10 protein-coding genes, 4 tRNA genes and 5 pseudogenes are annotated in these 16935 nt (G+C 39.3%); 3 read left to right on the top strand and 16 right to left on the bottom strand.

Annotated features, from left to right (window positions below):
* Positions 1-9 precede the first annotated feature (9 nt).
* Positions 10-1233 (bottom strand): annotated as a pseudogene (lsrA, locus tag CFY87_RS07425) (autoinducer 2 ABC transporter ATP-binding protein LsrA); the annotation flags it as partial.
* Between the two features lie 18 nt (positions 1234-1251).
* On the opposite strand from lsrA, the pseudogene lsrR reads away from it, so the two are divergent.
* A pseudogene (gene lsrR / locus CFY87_RS07420) lies at positions 1252-2165 on the top strand (transcriptional regulator LsrR).
* 129 nt (positions 2166-2294) lie between these two features.
* Positions 2295-3827 (top strand): autoinducer-2 kinase, encoded by a 1533-nt coding sequence (gene lsrK / locus CFY87_RS07415; protein WP_419670255.1) that lies wholly within the window; start codon positions 2295-2297, stop codon positions 3825-3827.
* Positions 3828-4236: 409 nt separating this feature from the next.
* Here lsrK and CFY87_RS07405 read toward each other — a convergent pair whose 3' ends face one another.
* From CFY87_RS07405 to CFY87_RS07375, 9 genes and pseudogenes are all read right to left on the bottom strand, one after another.
* Positions 4237-4923, bottom strand: coding sequence for a DeoR/GlpR family DNA-binding transcription regulator (locus CFY87_RS07405; protein ID WP_236757387.1), 687 nt, complete (start codon positions 4921-4923; stop codon positions 4237-4239).
* Positions 4924-5111: 188 nt separating this feature from the next.
* Positions 5112-5309 carry a nucleotide-binding domain containing protein gene (locus tag CFY87_RS12300; RefSeq protein ID WP_236757386.1) on the bottom strand — a complete coding sequence of 66 codons (198 nt, stop codon included), beginning with the start codon at positions 5307-5309 and terminating at the stop codon, positions 5112-5114.
* Positions 5310-5321: 12 nt separating this feature from the next.
* Positions 5322-5630 carry a hypothetical protein gene (locus CFY87_RS12295; protein ID WP_236757385.1) on the bottom strand — a complete coding sequence of 103 codons (309 nt, stop codon included), beginning with the start codon at positions 5628-5630 and terminating at the stop codon, positions 5322-5324.
* A gap of 2 nt (positions 5631-5632) precedes the next feature.
* Positions 5633-6120, bottom strand: a pseudogene (locus CFY87_RS12290) (four-carbon acid sugar kinase family protein).
* A 13-nt stretch (positions 6121-6133) separates the two neighbouring features.
* Positions 6134-7063 carry a 2-keto-3-deoxygluconate permease gene (locus CFY87_RS07395; RefSeq protein ID WP_094946610.1) on the bottom strand — a complete coding sequence of 310 codons (930 nt, stop codon included), beginning with the start codon at positions 7061-7063 and terminating at the stop codon, positions 6134-6136.
* A gap of 67 nt (positions 7064-7130) precedes the next feature.
* Positions 7131-8018 (bottom strand): annotated as a pseudogene (locus CFY87_RS12585) (PdxA family dehydrogenase).
* Positions 8019-8524: 506 nt separating this feature from the next.
* Positions 8525-9031, bottom strand: a pseudogene (locus CFY87_RS12285) (sulfite reductase subunit beta); the annotation flags it as partial.
* Between the two features lie 26 nt (positions 9032-9057).
* Complete coding sequence (locus CFY87_RS07380; protein WP_094946571.1) at positions 9058-10617, bottom strand: peptide ABC transporter substrate-binding protein; 1560 nt, start codon at positions 10615-10617, stop codon at positions 9058-9060.
* Between the two features lie 61 nt (positions 10618-10678).
* Positions 10679-11041, bottom strand: coding sequence for a YbaN family protein (locus tag CFY87_RS07375; RefSeq protein WP_094946570.1), 363 nt, complete (start codon positions 11039-11041; stop codon positions 10679-10681).
* Between the two features lie 125 nt (positions 11042-11166).
* Here CFY87_RS07375 and prlC point away from each other — a divergent pair, with 125 nt between their 5' ends.
* Positions 11167-13206 carry an oligopeptidase A gene (gene prlC / locus CFY87_RS07370; RefSeq protein WP_094946569.1) on the top strand — a complete coding sequence of 680 codons (2040 nt, stop codon included), beginning with the start codon at positions 11167-11169 and terminating at the stop codon, positions 13204-13206.
* 256 nt (positions 13207-13462) lie between these two features.
* Here the strand turns inward: prlC and CFY87_RS07365 are convergent, their stop codons facing one another.
* From CFY87_RS07365 to CFY87_RS07340, 6 genes are all read right to left on the bottom strand, one after another.
* Complete coding sequence (locus tag CFY87_RS07365) at positions 13463-14728, bottom strand: NRAMP family divalent metal transporter (RefSeq protein WP_094946568.1); 1266 nt, start codon at positions 14726-14728, stop codon at positions 13463-13465.
* A 294-nt stretch (positions 14729-15022) separates the two neighbouring features.
* Positions 15023-15097 (bottom strand) — tRNA-Gln (locus CFY87_RS07360).
* Between the two features lie 47 nt (positions 15098-15144).
* Positions 15145-15219 (bottom strand) — tRNA-Gln (locus CFY87_RS07355).
* 26 nt (positions 15220-15245) lie between these two features.
* Positions 15246-15330, bottom strand: a tRNA-Leu gene (locus CFY87_RS07350).
* Between the two features lie 5 nt (positions 15331-15335).
* Positions 15336-15412: transfer RNA gene (locus CFY87_RS07345), tRNA-Met, on the bottom strand.
* A gap of 144 nt (positions 15413-15556) precedes the next feature.
* A complete protein-coding gene (locus CFY87_RS07340) occupies positions 15557-16780 on the bottom strand; it encodes an ROK family transcriptional regulator (protein WP_094946567.1) in 1224 nt (407 codons plus the stop codon).
* Positions 16781-16935 lie beyond the last annotated feature (155 nt).

The following is a 16935-nucleotide window of genomic DNA, read 5'->3' as shown; positions in this document are numbered from 1 at the left end:
TATATCTCCTTACTCATCACCAAAGACCCATTGCATAATATTATTAGCGGTAATCCGGTCGCCACTTAATGAATAGTCAATATGTCCATCATGCATCACCAATACCCGATCTGACATTTGTTCAATTTCTTCTAAATCCGATGAAATAAATAACACCGCCACATTTTGTTGTGCAATACGACTAATTAATTGATAAATATCCGCTCTAGCGCCAACATCAACGCCACGAGTTGGCTCATCAACAATTAATAATGCCGGATCCGCTTCTAAACATTTTGCAATCAAAATTTTTTGCTGGTTCCCGCCAGATAGTGTTCGAACTGCTTGTTGTTCATCAGAAAAGTTAATGCCCATCGCTCTATGGTAACGTTCTAACATCGCACTTTCTTTACTTGTATCAATCCAAAATCCCATTTTGTTATAAGTTAATCCACAAACATTCCACGTTAAAGGTGCATCTAAATAAAGCCCCGAAGCTTGACGATCTTCAGGTAAATAAACAATTCCCTTATCTAAACGTTGTTGAACAGATAAATTACTAACCTCTTGATTATTAAATATAATTTCACCACATTTTTTATTACGCAAACCATAAAGCGTTTCTGCCAACTCTGTCCTTCCCACTCCAACTACCTCAGCGAGTCCCAGAATTTCGCCAGGAAATATCTCAAAAGTAATATTTTTAAATCCTTCACCGGTTAAATTTTTGACGTATAAAATTGGTTGTTCTTTTGTTTTTATCCGATGATAACCTGGTAATTCGAGCCATAATTTTTGACTTTCAGTTAATTGCACATTTTTTGATTTGGGTGTAATTGCTGTAATAATGTCATCTTTATTCAATGATGCTGTTTGTCCGGTTAAGGTAATGATGCCATCTCGTATAACACTTATACGATGTGCAATTTGCCAAACTTCCGGCAACTTATGTGAAATAAAAACAATTCCAACGCCTTTTTCTAACAAAGAATGAATTTTCTTAAATAAACTCGCCGTTTCTACCGGTGTTAATGAAGCAGTTGGTTCATCAAGAATTAAGATAGATGAATTACGCATTAAGCCACGCATAATTTCGACTAATTGTTGATCTGCCACATCAAGCGAACCCGCCAACATGTCTAAATTCAAATGGCTATTTAATTCTTTTAAAAGTGCGGTAAGTTTTTCTTCTGTTTTGTCGTGTTGTGTTAAACCAAATAAAATATTTTCTTTCACATTTAAATTAGGAAAGAGTGCTAGTAGGAATAAATGATGAATGATAAAAGATTTGATTACACAGAAATACCTCAGCCTATAAGTGAAGAAGAGTTATTGGCTAGAATTGCTTGGTTCTATTACCACGTCTTACTCAGGGTGAAATTGGTGATAAATTGGGTTTACCTCGTTTAAAAATTTCTCGTTTATTAGAAAAGGGGCGTCAACAAGGCATCATTAAGGTCCAAATTAATTCACGTTTTACGGGTTGTCTTGAATTAGAACAAGCTCTGCAACAACGCTTTAATCTAAGACATATTCGTATATTACCAGAACTAGAGCAACATGAAATCAATGAGCGATTGGGTATCGGTTCCGCACAAATGCTAATGTCTTTACTTCAACCTAACCAATTATTGGCTATAGGCTTTGGCGAAACGATTATGCAAACAATTAAATATAGTAATGATTTTATTACACATAATGGCATTAGATTAATTACGTTATCGGGTGGCGTTGGACCATATATGAAAGGAATCGGTCAATTAGATGGATCTTGTTCTATCAGCATGATCCCCGCTCCGTTACGTGCATCTTCTATTGAAGCAGCTAAACTTTTCAAGAAAGAAGCCTGCGTGCGAGATATCATGCTTGCTGCTTGTAGTGCTGATGTCGCTATTGTAGGTATTGGCGCAACTCGTCAATGTGGACAGGCGACGCTATTACGAACAGGATATATTACGGAATAAAAACAACAAACCCTTCGTTCACAGGGTGCGGTTGGCGACATTTTAGGCTACTTTATGCAGAAAGATGGTCGCTTACAACCTGATATGCCATTACATGAAGAATTGATTAGCGTGTCACTGGATAAACTAACAAAGATCCCAAATGTTATTGGCATTGCCGGCGGCGAAAATAAAGTAGAGGCAATTCTCAGTGCTTTACAAGGTAAATACATTAATTCATGAGTTACGGAAGAAAAGACTGCTCGAATGATGCTGGCCCAATTGGTTTAATGGTGTAAGGTGGAATGATTGTGGCTATTTTCTTCCTATCAAGATAAGGAGGAGACGATGAGTGATCCAAACAAATATCTTATGGCATTAGATGCCGGAACCGGTAGTGTAAGAGCGGTTGTTTTTGATGTAGCAGGCAATCAAATTACTTCTGCACCAAGAGAATGGATGCATTTAGCCGATCCAAATATTCCCGGCTCAATGGAGTTTGATCTAACAAATAATTGGCAACTTACCTGTGAGTGTATTCAGAGAGCTTTACAAGAGGCAAAGATTTTACCACAACAAATAGCGGCTATTTCTACTTGTTCAATGCGTGAAGGAATAGTGCTATATAATGAAAATAAGCACCCTATTTGGGCTTGTGGTAATGTCGATGCGCGAGCAACAACAGAAGTAAATGAACTCAAAGCGCTAAATAACTATACCTTTGAACAGCAACTTTACAATAGTTCCGGGCAAACTTTAGCATTAAGTGCGCTACCACGTTTACGTTGGTTAGCACATCATCGCCCCGATATTTATCAACAAACTAAAACCATTACCATGATCAGCGATTGGCTAGGTTTCATGCTAAGTGGGGAATTAGCGGTTGAACCGTCTAATGCAGGAACAACAGGGATATTAAATCTCAAAACGCGTCAATGGTCGCCAGAATTCCTCGATATGGCAGGTCTGAAATCAACTATTCTTGCGCCTGTTAAAGAAACAGGTTCAATTTTAGGATATGTTACAAAACAAGCCGCCCAACAATCAGGATTAAGTGCGGGTACTCTCGTCATTGTAGGCGGTGGCGATGTGCAATTAGGTTGTATTGGTTTAGGGATTACAGAACCATCACAAGCAGCCATAATTGGTGGAACCTTTTGGCAACAGGTTGTGAATTTACCTGAACCAATAACTGATCCGGAAATGAATGTACGTGTAAATCCTCATGTAATTTCACCATTAGTCCAAGCCGAATCTATTAGCTTTTTTACCGGATTAACAATGCGATGGTTCCGAGAGGCATTTTGCGAAGAAGAAAAACGCCTTGCAGAAAAACTGGGGACTGATGCCTATACTTTATTAGAACAGATGGCTGAACGTGTTCCCGTCGGTGCCAATAATGTTATTCCCATCTTTTCCGATGCAATGCATTTTAAATCTTGGTATCATGCTTCCCCTTCATTTATAAATCTTTCTATTGATCCGGAAAAATGCAATAAACCCGTATTATTCCGAGCCTTAGAAGAAAATGCCGCAATTGTATCTTCTTGCAATTTAGAGCAAGTAGAAAAATTCTCAGGCGTTAAACTCAAAAGTATTGTATTTGCAGGTGGTGGTTCTAAAGGGAAACTTTGGAGCCAAATTTTAGCTGATGTAACAGGTTTAACGGTTAACATTCCTGTAGTCAAGGAAGCGACGGCTCTAGGCTGTGCAATTGCAGCAGGTGTAGGGATCAGTATTTACCCATCTTTATCCGAAGCCGGTAAGAAATTAGTGAAATTTGAACGCCAACATAAACCCAATATCGAATGCCATCAACACTATAAACAACATAAAATAAAATGGGCAAATATCTACGCCAAGCAGCTACAACTCGTAGATAGCGGTTTAACCACATCACTATAGAAAGCGCCCGGAGTGTAATAGCAGTTTACTCAAATTAGGCTTAAAGACAGCCCCCTATCTGACAGTCACGTTTAAAATAACAGTGGCTGTCAGATTAATTTGAGCTTAAATTCTTTTCCGACAAAATCCATTTTCCATCAAGCAATGTTACTATCGACGTGCTTTTGCAGCACATTTTTCCTTGATAAGTTTGGTGATAGTTATAGTATAACAGCCATTTATCCAAATCAGCCGCCAATGTCGCTGATAAAATCAGTTTTTTATGATATTGCAATAAGTTAAAAAGATTAAAAGGAAATAAATTTGAAAAATACTTAACCAAGAGAAGATAACTTATAAAAATACGACTGAACTTACTTCGTAAAAAGATCATCATTTTCCTTAAAATTTCACTCTTTCGGTAAATTAATTAAACAAGATGCAATATAAAGTTATTATTGTTCATTTCATTTTGAGCTTCAGGTGATAAGTTATTATCCGTAATAATATCTGTTAATTCATTTAAAGGTACGACACAAAAAAGCGAACATTGCCCATATTTACTGCTATCTGCTACCATGATTTTACGTTTAGCATTCTTTAATAACGCTCTCTTAAGATAGGCTTTTTCTTCCGTTGGTGCTGTTATACCATTCTCCATACTCCATGAATTGCAACTGACAAAAGCAAAATCAGGATAAATATTACTCAATAAATTAACGCCATACGAACCGATACACGACTGACTACTATTATCTACTCTCCCACCGGTTATTATTACCTCAATCTGTTTATATTCAGACAGTAATAACGCAATATGTAAATCCGTCGTAATAACCCTTAATGGCATATGTGCCAGTTTTTTGGCAAGGCATAGTGTCGTTGTTCCGGCATCCAATACGATTGAGCTACCCGGCATAATCAAACTGCTCACATATTCTGCAATACGCTCTTTTTCGATAATGTGTTTTAACATTTTTTCATTAGTTGAGGGTTGAAACGGAATAAAATCCTTTAGCCCGACACCGCCATGAGTGCGGATAATCACACCATCTTTATCCAATTTGATTAAATCACGACGGATAGTTGCAGGGGAGGCAGCAGTAACCCGAACCAACTATTCAACGGTTGCTACATTATGATTTTTTAGAAAAAGTAAAATAGCTTCTCGGCGTTGTTGTGACATAATTATCTTCAAACAGGGAAAATAAGGTTATTATAGCCTGATTTTTATCCCTGTTATAAAAAAATTAAACCCTATTGATAGCTGCCGATAGGGTTTAGTATTTATTTCTTAAAAAAACACTACATTTCCATCATTTCATTTAACAAATTTAGATCGCCAAAACCACCTGATTTTGTCATCACTTTCATTCCTGAATATGCTCCGTCATCAACGATACAAAATGGAACACCTGGTACTATAGCATATAATATCCGCATCTCGGTTATTCCCAGTTTACCCAATAATGCTGCTGCACCATCACCGCCAAATAAAATCAAGCTATCAAATTTTTAATTATCTAACGCATATTGACCTAAATCTGCCAAATAATCTGCAATTTTTTTGGTAATATCATAAAGATTATTTCCCTCATTTATTATCTTAGCCGGATTAGCACGGATAATGACATTTTCTTTACTTGTATGAATTAAAGCCTTAAGTTGCTGTTTTAATGCTGATTCAGAAATTCGACGGTTAATAAGCTGTGATGGAGACGGATTGAATACAATCGCTTTTCCTCCCAAAGTAGAAATATATTGCTCAACCTGATTTTGACTGGTTTCATGGATCGATGTTACTACAATTAAAGTGCGCTTCAATTTTACTTTAGCTGTTTTTTGTGCTTTGGTAATAATTTTAATTTTTCAGCAAGTCCTGCTGACCCGACCGGAATAATTTTATTCCCCAATTGATGGATAACCATAGCAATCCTGCTAAGATCAGAATGACTTTCCGCTTCTATCACAATTTGTTTTGCCTCAACAGCATAAATTTTTTCTACTAATTCCTCTACGGAAAGGCAAGGCAAAACAATGGCTTCAGGTAATAGATCCGTTATTAACGGGGACGTTACCGGGCAAATAGCGTCTTTTCCGGAAGCGGTGTGATTAACAGGAACGTCATTTACATATAGACAACCATTTTTAATTACCCGCCCATATCGGGATACGCGGGACAAATTATTGCTTTAGCATTAGGATAGCGGGTTGTCCATGCAGTTAATGCCCCTTTAATTTGATGCTGTACGGATCCTCGCATTGTTGAATCAATTTTTAAATAAATCTGCTGAATTCCTTTTTTAATACTCATTACCTCTGCTACGCTATTCAACAAAACCGCCTTGATGCTTTAAAACCCAAGCTGCCAGTAATGGCGCTAAAATAGCGGAGACTAATACTGCGACAGCAATTTGTGCTGTTGCAGTTTGAACAAATGGGGCGAGACTTGGATCAGCTTGTGCAACAATTTCCGGCGTAATGATCGCATTACCGGCTGTTGTGCCCGCCGCAAAACCTATTCCGGATTGGTGTCCTCTATTCAATAGGAATTTATATCCGATAAAAGTAAGGAAGCCGGTAAAAACTGAAGATAAAATACCTAACACAAGCCCTGTCATACCGCCGGTTACAATTGCCTGTAAATTAATACCGATTCCCAACGCAAAAGCAAAGAACGGGATAACAATTGCGCCTGTCGGCTTCATTAAACTTGTCCACTTTGGATCTAAGTTACCTACCATCATGCCGATCAACAAAGGAATAACCGCAGCCAACATCAAAGATAACGGTATATCCGCCAAACCAGACACCCCTAAAAATAATAAAACAAAGAAAGGTCCATCATTTACTGCAGATGCAACATAAGCACCTTGATCACGATAATCACCGTATTTCCCGGTAAAAGCCAACCAAATTCCTCCATTTGAATTTGCAACAACAGTTAATATCGCCAATAACGATACCCCCATCACACCTGCATTTCCAATAAATTGCCCTAATATGATTACTAATGCCGCGGGTATAATTGTTTTACATAATAAAATAACTCCAGTATAGATTAATACCGGACCTGAGCTACGTAATGTAATTTGCATTCCTGTTGAAAAAATCAACAACGCGATCAGCGGTGTTGCCGATGATTTAAAGAGTGCTGTAGTAAACGAACCAATCCCAAGAAACTCAGGAAAAAAAGTACCAATAATTGAACCTAAAATTAGCGGAATAACCATTGCTCCGCCAGGAATTTTACTCATCCCGTCATACAAAGGAATAATCGTTTTCTCAATATGTTTCCATTGATTAGTAGCCATGCGCTTCTCCTTATTTTGCATATTTTACATTCGCCATTTTGGCAGCTAAATAAAGCGATGCAGTCATACTACGACTGTCTGCAATTCCCTTTCCGGCAATAGGAAATGCAGTACCGTGATCTACTGAAGTGCGAATAAACGGTAAACCTACCGTGACATTTACACCGGAATCAAAACCTAATAACTTAATCGGAATATGCCCTTGATAATGGTACATCACTACGACAATATCGAATTCATTCAAATTAACCGCTTTCCCCCGCGTGCGGATTAAGCCCCGCAACAGCAATACGAGGATGAGTAAAATTAAGCATTTTACTGTATTCTTTTGCCTGCCTAATGACTGTCAATACCCGCTCTTTTTTAATCAAATCACAAGCCTGATGCATTGAAACATGTGTTGTCACGTGAATAACGTTTAACGTTTCAGAAATTAACATCATAGAAAAATCTTCAGTTTGGCTAAGGTAAGCAAGAATTGCTGTATGCCCCGGAAAATTTTTGCCTCCGGCATGCAATGCTTCTTTATTGAGTGGCACCGTCACAATGGCATGAATTTTATTTTTTAGTGCTAATTTGACCGCACTTTCAATATACTCATATGCTGCTTTCCCCGCTCGACCATCTACTTGTGCAAACGGTAGATCCACGGGAAGGGGTTATCTAAATCAATAACATCAATATACCCAAATTCACTTCGTAAATTATCCACCTCAGCGACAGTTCGTATTTGTAAATCGGATTTCACAATTTCCAATGCCCGCTGTATTATCTTTTTATCACCAACTATAATCGGATTTGCCAAATCATAAATCCGTGGTTCTCCCAACACCTTAACAATCACTTCCGCACCAATCCCGGCAGCATCTCCCATTGTTATACCCAACACATGTTTCATCTTCCCCTCCTTAATTAATCACTGACTAAATTTCATCAACTCCGACATATTTCAATAACACACTTTGCTTTAACCACCCTTCAATTGATTTATTTCAATCAAAAATATAAAAAACAAAGCCGGTTAAAAACCTATAATGTTACCTATATTAAAATAACAGAAATAGATAGAATAAAGCACCTTATCCTATTTTAGCCTATTTTATCCGATATTTCTTATCTTATGCTGACACTAAGTGTAACTGAGATCACTAAAAGATACTGTGATCAAAATCACACTCATTAATCCAAAATGATCAAAATGATTTTTATCAATCAAATATATTTGAAATTAAAAAAGGAATTATTTACAAGAGAAAATGTTGATTATTATGCGGATAATTAATCTATTAATTGGTTTAATCTTAATAAAAAAATTAAATCAAGCGAATAGATACCGCCCTTCAAGCGGTATTTGAAACTATTTAAAGTATGATCTTTGATAGAAGAAATAAAAAGCTTATCTACTTAATCACAAGAAGTGCCAGTAGCCCAGAAATCCACCGCAGCATTAACGACCGGTTTGATAATGCATTTACGGATCTCAAAATCACCAAACGCTTCATTTTTTGACCGCCCTTTTAAACATAAACCAACCGGTGCATCCAATTCCTGTCCTGAATAATCTGCTCAAGGGTGATATTTTCCTTATACAGACGCGGAATATGCAATCCCGTACGATCGCTACCGATATACAAATTATAACGCCCGACCGCTTTACCAACTAAACCGATTTCCACCAGCATGGCGCGTCCGCAACCGTTCGGACAACCGGTAATTCGCATAATAATACATACTTCGCCAAGCTGATGTTTCGCCATGACGTTACCCAATTCACTAATAAAATCCGGCAACACCCGTTCCGCTTCAACCATTGCCAACGGACAAGTTGGAACACCATGCAAGACATTGAATTTTCACGTTGCTTCGTCACATCTCGTGCATTAAACCATATTGTTTCGCTAATTTCTCAAGGGCTGTAGTAGATGAACTCTAATTTTTTAGTTTGCGCGACGCAAATCCTTACTGTAAATTATGCCGGTCGGATTGTTGGTGTCAATGCCAAGTAAATCGGGGTTGACGGAAATCGGAGTACGATATTGGAAAATCGGCAACACAACGTTATCGTTTTGCAATAATTGCACAATTTGGTTATAAATGGCTCCGCGTTCTTGAGTAGAGATTTTTTCCGTGCTTTCCTCTAATAATCGATCTACTTCCGAATTAGCATAGCCGCTTTTATTATCGGGGCTTTTAGAATGAAAATTAATCAAAAATGCTGACAAATCATTGTAATCCGCACACCAGCCGGAACGGATAATTTGAAAATCACCTCCGGCTCGTTTTTCTAATAAAGTTTGCCAAGAAACCGGATCGGCGTGAATGCGGATCATATCCGATTGTGACCAAGCTTGAATGAGACGTTGGGCAATTTGCGGGTGAAAACGGTCTTGATCAAAGGTTAACGTTAATTGCAACGGGAATTTATCGTTAATCCCCTCTGCTTGCAATAAATTTTCTACTAAAATCGGCTCCCAGTTGCCCTCTTGCTCCGATTGCATGGATTGTGGCAAAAAGCTGACGGAAGCCTTCATACGTTGCCCATCCTGCGGCACCAAATTTCGCACAGAAAGCATGGCTCGCAACGCCTTGCGTACCTCATTTTTTGCCAACATTGGATCCGCAAAATTAAATTCATAAAAATAACTACATAATTTCGGTAAAAACATCGTTTCCGGTGTGATATTTTGTACGTTTTCAATTAAATCAAGGTTATTTTCACTTTCACCCGAGGTGACTTTGCGATAATTAACTTGCTCAAAATAGACATTTGCATTACCCCAATAATAAGGGTTACGTGTCAAAATAACAGTATCGCCTTGTTGTTCGGTAAATTGATAGGCGCCATTGCCAATAATTTTTTTCGGATCAGAAGCCGGATGACTCGGCAGCAATACGGAATGCGCCAGCATCGCCGGTAAATATGGCGTTTTTTTATCCAGCATAATGCGCAAAATGCGCTCATCCAGTGCTTCAATGCCTAATTTTTCCACCGGCATTTTGCCCATCATCACCTCATTAGCATTTTTTAAATTTAAAAATGCCAAGTAGGTTTTCAACGGGCTTTGCGAGGTGGCTAACTCGCGCCAGCTACGCACAAAATCCGCCGCAGTTAAAGGATCGCCATTGGACCATTTAGCATCTTCACGCAAAATAAACACCCAATTTTTATTATCGCCGGTTTCCCAATGCTCCGCTACGCCAAGAAAAAGCTTGCCTTGCGGATCATAGATAACCAAACCTTCAAATATATCGTGCAACAAGGCTTGTTGTTGATCATTTTCTAAATGATGAGGATCAAATTGAAAATTGCTGTATATTCCGCGGGTTAATACGCCGGGTTGCGGTAGAATTTCCGTCATCTCCGGTGCTATCGGCGTTTCTTTTTGCGCAACGGTTGCGGGCGGTGGCGTTGGATTATCGCAAGACAACAACAAAACGTAGCCCAAAATGACCGCACTTTTTCTTATTGCACGAGAAAACCCATTTAGTTTAAACATATCATCAACTCATTCAATAACCGGCTTGGCATTATAAAAAACAGCCGAAACGAATAGCAACTTATTCCGGAATCGTTTTAATCCAAAAGAAAAAAGAGAAATATTTAATTAATAACACCACTAAAATAATACTGCGTCCGATAAGACTAGGGGTGAAATAAAAACCGATCCCTAACATCAAGGTGGAACACGATAAAATCCAGATTTTCGATTTTTTACTTAACGCGCGCTGTTGGTGAAAAGATTTTAAATGCTTGTGATACAACGCGGTCTGAATAAACCATTGATGTAATCGCTCGGAGCCTTTGCTGAAACAAACCAATGTCAGTAACAAAAAAGGTACGCCGGGAATGCCCGGCATAACAGTTCCAATCACGCCAATAACCAGAAAAATACCGCCTAATAAAAGATAAATCGCTTTCATCCTATTCCTCAAAATGCAATCTCTTTGCCGATTATGCAGATTTTTTTACCTTTTGCAACTTGATTTTTACCTTACTACCCCCATGTTATTAGCATTAAATTCATTGAAAATAATAAGGAATTTTTATGACTAATCCATTACTTGCAGCCCATGATCTGCCTCGTTTTTCTGAAATTCAGCCGGAACATATTCAACCGGCAATTGAACAATTACTTCAACAAAGTCGCGAAACTGTCGAACAGTTGGTGAAACAACCACAACTTAGCTGGGAAAATTTTATTCAGCCACTCAATGAAATCGACGATCGTTTACACCGCGCTTGGTCACCGGTCAGCCATCTAAATTCGGTCAAAAATTCTCCACAACTGCGTGAAGCCTACCAAGCCTGCTTACCGCTACTTTCCGAATACAGCACGTGGATCGGGCAACATGAAGGGTTGTACAACGCTTATACACAGTTAAAAAACAGCGCAGAATTTGCAAATTACAGCGTGGCACAAAAAACTGCGATCGACCATGCACTACGCGATTTTAAATTATCCGGTATTTCCTTGCCGCCAGAAAAACAACATCGTTATGGCGAAATTGTCTCTCGTTTATCTGAACTTAATTCGCAATTTAGCAATAATGTACTGGATGCCTCCATGGGTTGGGACAAAATCATTGAAGATGAAAGCCTATTACAAGGCTTGCCGGAAAGTGCCTTACAAGCGGCAAAACAGTCCGCCGAAAGCAAAGGATTAAGTGGCTATCGTTTTACGCTGGAATTCCCAAGTTATTTGCCGGTGATGACCTATTGTGAAAACCGCGAATTGCGCGAAGAAATGTACCGCGCTTTTGCAACTCGCGCCTCCGACCAAGGTCCCAACGCAGGGAAATGGGACAATTCGGCAATCATGGAAGAAATTTTGCAATTGCGCGTTGAATTGGCAAAATTGTTAGATTTCAATACCTATACTGAACTTTCACTTGCGACTAAAATGGCGGAAAATCCGCAACAAGTATTAGATTTTCTTGAAAATTTAGCGCTACGCTCCAAAGCGCAAGGTGAACAAGAATTAGCTGAATTACGCGAATTTTGCAAAACGCAGTTTAATTTGACCGCACTTGAACCTTGGGACATTACGTTTTATAGCGAAAAACAAAAACAACACTTATATGCCATTAATGATGAAGAGCTTCGCCCTTATTTCCCTGAAGATCGCGTCCTTTCCGGTTTATTTGAGCTAATTAAACGCTTATTTAACATTCGCGTCAGTGAACGTTTTGATGTGGATACGTGGCACAAAGACGTGCGTTTCTTTGATTTAATTGATCAAAATGACCAAGTGCGCGGCAGTTTCTATTTGGATTTATACGCCCGAGAACATAAACGTGGCGGCGCATGGATGGACGACTTTATCGGGCGCCAACGCCATGCCAACGGAAGCGTACAAAAACCGGTGGCGTATTTAACCTGTAACTTTAATGCACCGGTAGGCGATAAACCCGCACTCTTTACTCATGATGAAGTTACCACGTTATTCCATGAATTCGGACACGGAATTCATCATATGCTGACGCAAATTGACGTCGCTGATGTTGCCGGGATTAACGGTGTACCTTGGGATGCGGTGGAATTGCCAAGTCAATTTTTGGAAAATTGGTGTTGGGAAGAGGAGGCGTTAGCCTTTATTTCCGGTCATTACCAAACCGGAGAACCGCTGCCAAAAGCAAAATTAACGCAATTATTAAAAGCCAAAAATTTCCAAGCGGCAATGTTTGTGTTGCGTCAACTAGAATTTGGGTTGTTTGACTTCCGCTTACATCACCATTACCAAAGCGGAAAAACCAATCAAATTTTAGATACACTCAACGCAGTGAAATCGCAAGTGGCGGTCATCAAAGGCGCCGATTGGGCAAGAACACCACATAGCTTTAGCCATATTTTCGCCGGCGGCTATGCCGCAGGATATTACAGCTATTTGTGGGCAGAAGTGTTGTCTGCGGATGCTTATTCTCGTTTTGAAGAAGAAGGTATTTTTAACCCAACCACCGGACAATCTTTCCTTAACGAAATTTTATCCCGTGGCGGTTCGGAAGAACCAATGGTGCTATTTGAACGCTTCCGCGGACGCAAACCAACCTTAGATGCCCTATTGCGACACAAAGGCATCACGCAATAAAAAGGCATATAGAAAGAGACTACCAGTCATTATGTAGATATCAATAATGATGCTCTTGAAAATGTTAATGCGCAAGAAATTGAGGGGAAATTTGCGATTGGATTCGGTTACAGTGTAGGTGTTACTTGTAACCTTACACTACAAGGCTTTAAGTCTATTTTTCCTACATACCAATAAACCTCGTAAAAATAAACCGCACTTTGGAAATCAAATCTCAAAAGTGCGGTCTTTTTTATGTAGTTTTTATATGCTCAGTTTAACGTAACCAACCAAATTGATCAGCGATAAATAATAACGTAAAGCCGGTTAAATAAATTAATCCGATAATGGATAACCAAAGTAGCCCGCCTTTAACCCGATGTTCGCCTTTTAACACCAAAGATAAATTTAACCAAGCAAATACCGGCGTGGAAACAAAAGAGGCAATCATGGCAAATTTAAGCATTGGTCCGACAGCATTATTAAAATAAAACACCACAGCAAGACCGGAAATGGCAGCCAGTAAAATCGCAAGATTTAAGGTACGCGGGCTGCTTTCTTGTTTTTTTAATAATAAACGTAGGCTTTCAACGTTGGTACGGGAATAGCCGTCAAGAACCGTTAACGTGGTACCGAACATACACATAAATGCAATAAACGCAATTAATCCGCGTGCCCAATCCCCGATCGTGGAAGCGTACATATTGATTAACTGGGCAATGTATTTGCCTCCGACCATTTCCACCGGTTCGCCGGAACCAAATTGTACTAAGGCGCCCAATGCTAAGAAAATAACCGCTAAAATTGCAGTACCAATAAAGCCAACATTAAAATCAAAAATTCCGTCTCGGTATGAGACTTTAGTTAAACGACGTTTTGCCACCACCCACATGGAGTTAATCGCAGAAATTTCAATCGGTGCCGGCATCCAGCCCATTAACGCCACGATAAAAGCAAGTGCGCTTAATTCCCAAGGTGACGGGCTAATATAATCTGCCGCGGCGACCCCTTGAACCCCATTACGAATTAAGGCAATGACGACAGCGACAACGGTAGTAACCGTTAAGGCGATCATGATCAATTTGGATAATCCGTCTAAAATACGGTATTTCCCTAATAATAAAATCAATGCACTACCGCCGATAACGATCAAACTTAAGGTTGGAACCGGTACTGGAAACGGCAGCACAAATGTTAAAATTGCCGCGCATAACAAACCGACTGCTGCGGTATTGATGATGGTAGCAAATACATTTAACAAGAAGAAAATCCAAAGATAAATACGCCCTTTTTGTAAATAACCTTCGAGCAACGTATTGCCACTATCCAATGTATATTGCGCGCCGAAGCGGAAAAAAGGATATTTAAATAAATTGGCAAGGATGATAATAATCGCCAATTGCCAGCCATAAATCGCGCCGGCTTGGGTGGATGCGATAATATGCGAGCCGCCAACCGCCGCCGACGCCATCAAAATACCGGGACCTAATGCCTCCAACTTAGATGACCAAGTTGACTCTTCCTGTTTATTTGTTTCACTCATATAAAGTTATCCGTTAGAAAAATGTCATTGTAATATTGAAAATTTCGCTACGATACCACAGTAATAAATAAACAAAAAGCAATATTTTTTCTCAAAATTTAATAACAATCAGTTAAATAATCTAAAATTAAATATAAAAATAGAATATTAATCCAATTCAGTTCACAAAAACCTGGAAATATTACTTTGCTAATCACATATAACAGAATGACATAAATTTTTATGATTTCATAAAATAAAGGGATAGCTAAGCGTAAACTTAGAGAAAGAGAATACTATCGTTAAAAAATGAAATGGCTGGGGTACTAGGATTCGAACCTAGGGATGCCGAGATCAAAACCCGGTGCCTTACCGCTTGGCGATACCCCAACTGATAATTTCTTAGAATGAATACAAGAAGATATAATTTGATAGTATGGCTGGGGTACTAGGATTCGAACCTAGGGATGCCGAGATCAAAACCCGGTGCCTTACCGCTTGGCGATACCCCAACAACTATATTGATTTGCAAACCAAATGGTGCGGGACGAGGGACTTGAACCCACACACCTCGCGGCGCCGGAACCTAAATCCGGTGCGTCTACCAATTTCGCCAGTCCCGCAAATATGGTGGCTATGACGGGATTCGAACCTGTGACCCCAACATTATGAGTGTTGTGCTCTAACCAACTGAGCTACATAGCCATATTTGCATTTACCATATCGGCTTTGCGGGGCTAATTATGCTGATATCTGCCCGCCTCGTCAACTCTTTTTTGCAGAAATTTTAAATTTATCAATTGTTCGCATAGAGATTATACAAATTGACCAAAAAAGTAACCGCACTTTTTATTCATTCAGCAAACGTTGCAACAAACTTCCATCCAATAAAGCACGTTTAATCAGAGCAAATGCCCCAATAACATCGGTATTTTCCAATTCCGACGCCACCAAAGGCGTATTTTTCACAAACGCCGGCAGCGCATGATTTTCCAAGGTTTTACGGATAGCGGTAAATAAAATGTCTTTGGCTTGCGTAATCTCGCCGGAAATCACAATTTTTTCCGGATTGAACATATTTACGCTCATCGCCAGCACCCGCCCGATTTGCACGCCCACATATTCGATTAATTTAATTGCCGCTTCATCATGCTTATGGCTTGCCTTGCAAATATCTTCAATATCATGCGCTTCTAAAGAAAGCCATTTGCTACGATAACCTTCTTGCAATAAATTCAACATCTTATCTTCAATTGCCGAATTACTGACCACCGTTTCCAAACATCCAATATTGCCACACAAACAACGCTTACCCAACGGATCGACTTGAATATGCCCAATTTCACCTGCGTTATTTTTATAGCCGAGAAAGACTTCGTGGTTAATCACAATTCCCGCCCCCACACCACGATGGATGCGCAACACCAAAGAATCGTAGCAATCTTTCGTTACCCCGAAATAATGCTCCGCCAACGCCAGACTGCGCACGTCATGTCCAATAAACACTGGCAGCTGCAATCTTTCACACAATACGGCAGCCAAATCCCAAGGTTGTCCCAAGGTAAAATGTGGCAAATATTCAATATTATTAGTTTTTACATCCACAAACCCCGGCACCGTGATACCAATAGCAATAAATTCTGAGCTACAATGCCGGTTTTTTTCCATAAACTGACACAAATGTTGGCATAAAAATTGTTCAACATCATCCAATTGCCGGCTTTCCGGTAACTCTAATTGTTCTTTTTTCAATAAATTAGTGGAAAGATCCATAAGTGCCAAGGTTACCTGCTCGCGCCCTAAATGCACCAAAATCGCACGAAATGCTTTACGCTCCGCCACAATTGACGTCGCTCGACGCCCACCAGTGGAGTCTTGCTGTTCTACTTCTTTAATCAAGCCACGTGCCAAAAATTGTCGCGTAATTTTGGTAATACTTGCCGGTGCCAACTGACAGGCTTCTGAAATTTGAATGCGAGAAATTGGTCCGGCTTGATCAATTAATTTATACACTACAGCACTATTCATCTGCTTAACCAAATCAACATTGGCAATTTGATGATTGTCTTTCATCTTTATTCCTTATGAGTATTCGTAGGGGTAATTACTTGAAATAGCATAATCATTACAAATAATGTGTATTTTAAAATGAATTTATAGGAAATCCTAGTTTCAAAATGACTCGTTCCCCTTTTCCATTAAACATTGGATAAATGAAACATTCTCAT

The sequence above is a fragment of the Actinobacillus seminis genome, assembly GCF_002263215.1.
Taxonomy (GTDB): Bacteria; Pseudomonadota; Gammaproteobacteria; order Enterobacterales; family Pasteurellaceae; genus Actinobacillus_B; species Actinobacillus_B seminis.
Note: the sequence above shows the minus strand (reverse complement) of the source record. Positions and strands in the feature narration are given on the sequence as shown.

What these genes read in the sequence shown, in the direction of transcription:
- CFY87_RS07395 (WP_094946610.1), bottom strand. Translation starts at nt 7,063, where the DNA reads ATGAGTAAAATTCCTGGCGGAGCAATGGTTATTCCGCTAATTTTAGGT.
- CFY87_RS07340 (WP_094946567.1), bottom strand. Translation starts at nt 16,780, where the DNA reads ATGAAAGACAATCATCAAATTGCCAATGTTGATTTGGTTAAGCAGATG.
- lsrK (WP_419670255.1), top strand. Translation starts at nt 2,295, where the DNA reads ATGGCATTAGATGCCGGAACCGGTAGTGTAAGAGCGGTTGTTTTTGAT.
- CFY87_RS07365 (WP_094946568.1), bottom strand. Translation starts at nt 14,728, where the DNA reads ATGAGTGAAACAAATAAACAGGAAGAGTCAACTTGGTCATCTAAGTTG.
- CFY87_RS07375 (WP_094946570.1), bottom strand. Translation starts at nt 11,041, where the DNA reads ATGAAAGCGATTTATCTTTTATTAGGCGGTATTTTTCTGGTTATTGGC.
- CFY87_RS07380 (WP_094946571.1), bottom strand. Translation starts at nt 10,617, where the DNA reads ATGTTTAAACTAAATGGGTTTTCTCGTGCAATAAGAAAAAGTGCGGTC.
- prlC (WP_094946569.1), top strand. Translation starts at nt 11,167, where the DNA reads ATGACTAATCCATTACTTGCAGCCCATGATCTGCCTCGTTTTTCTGAA.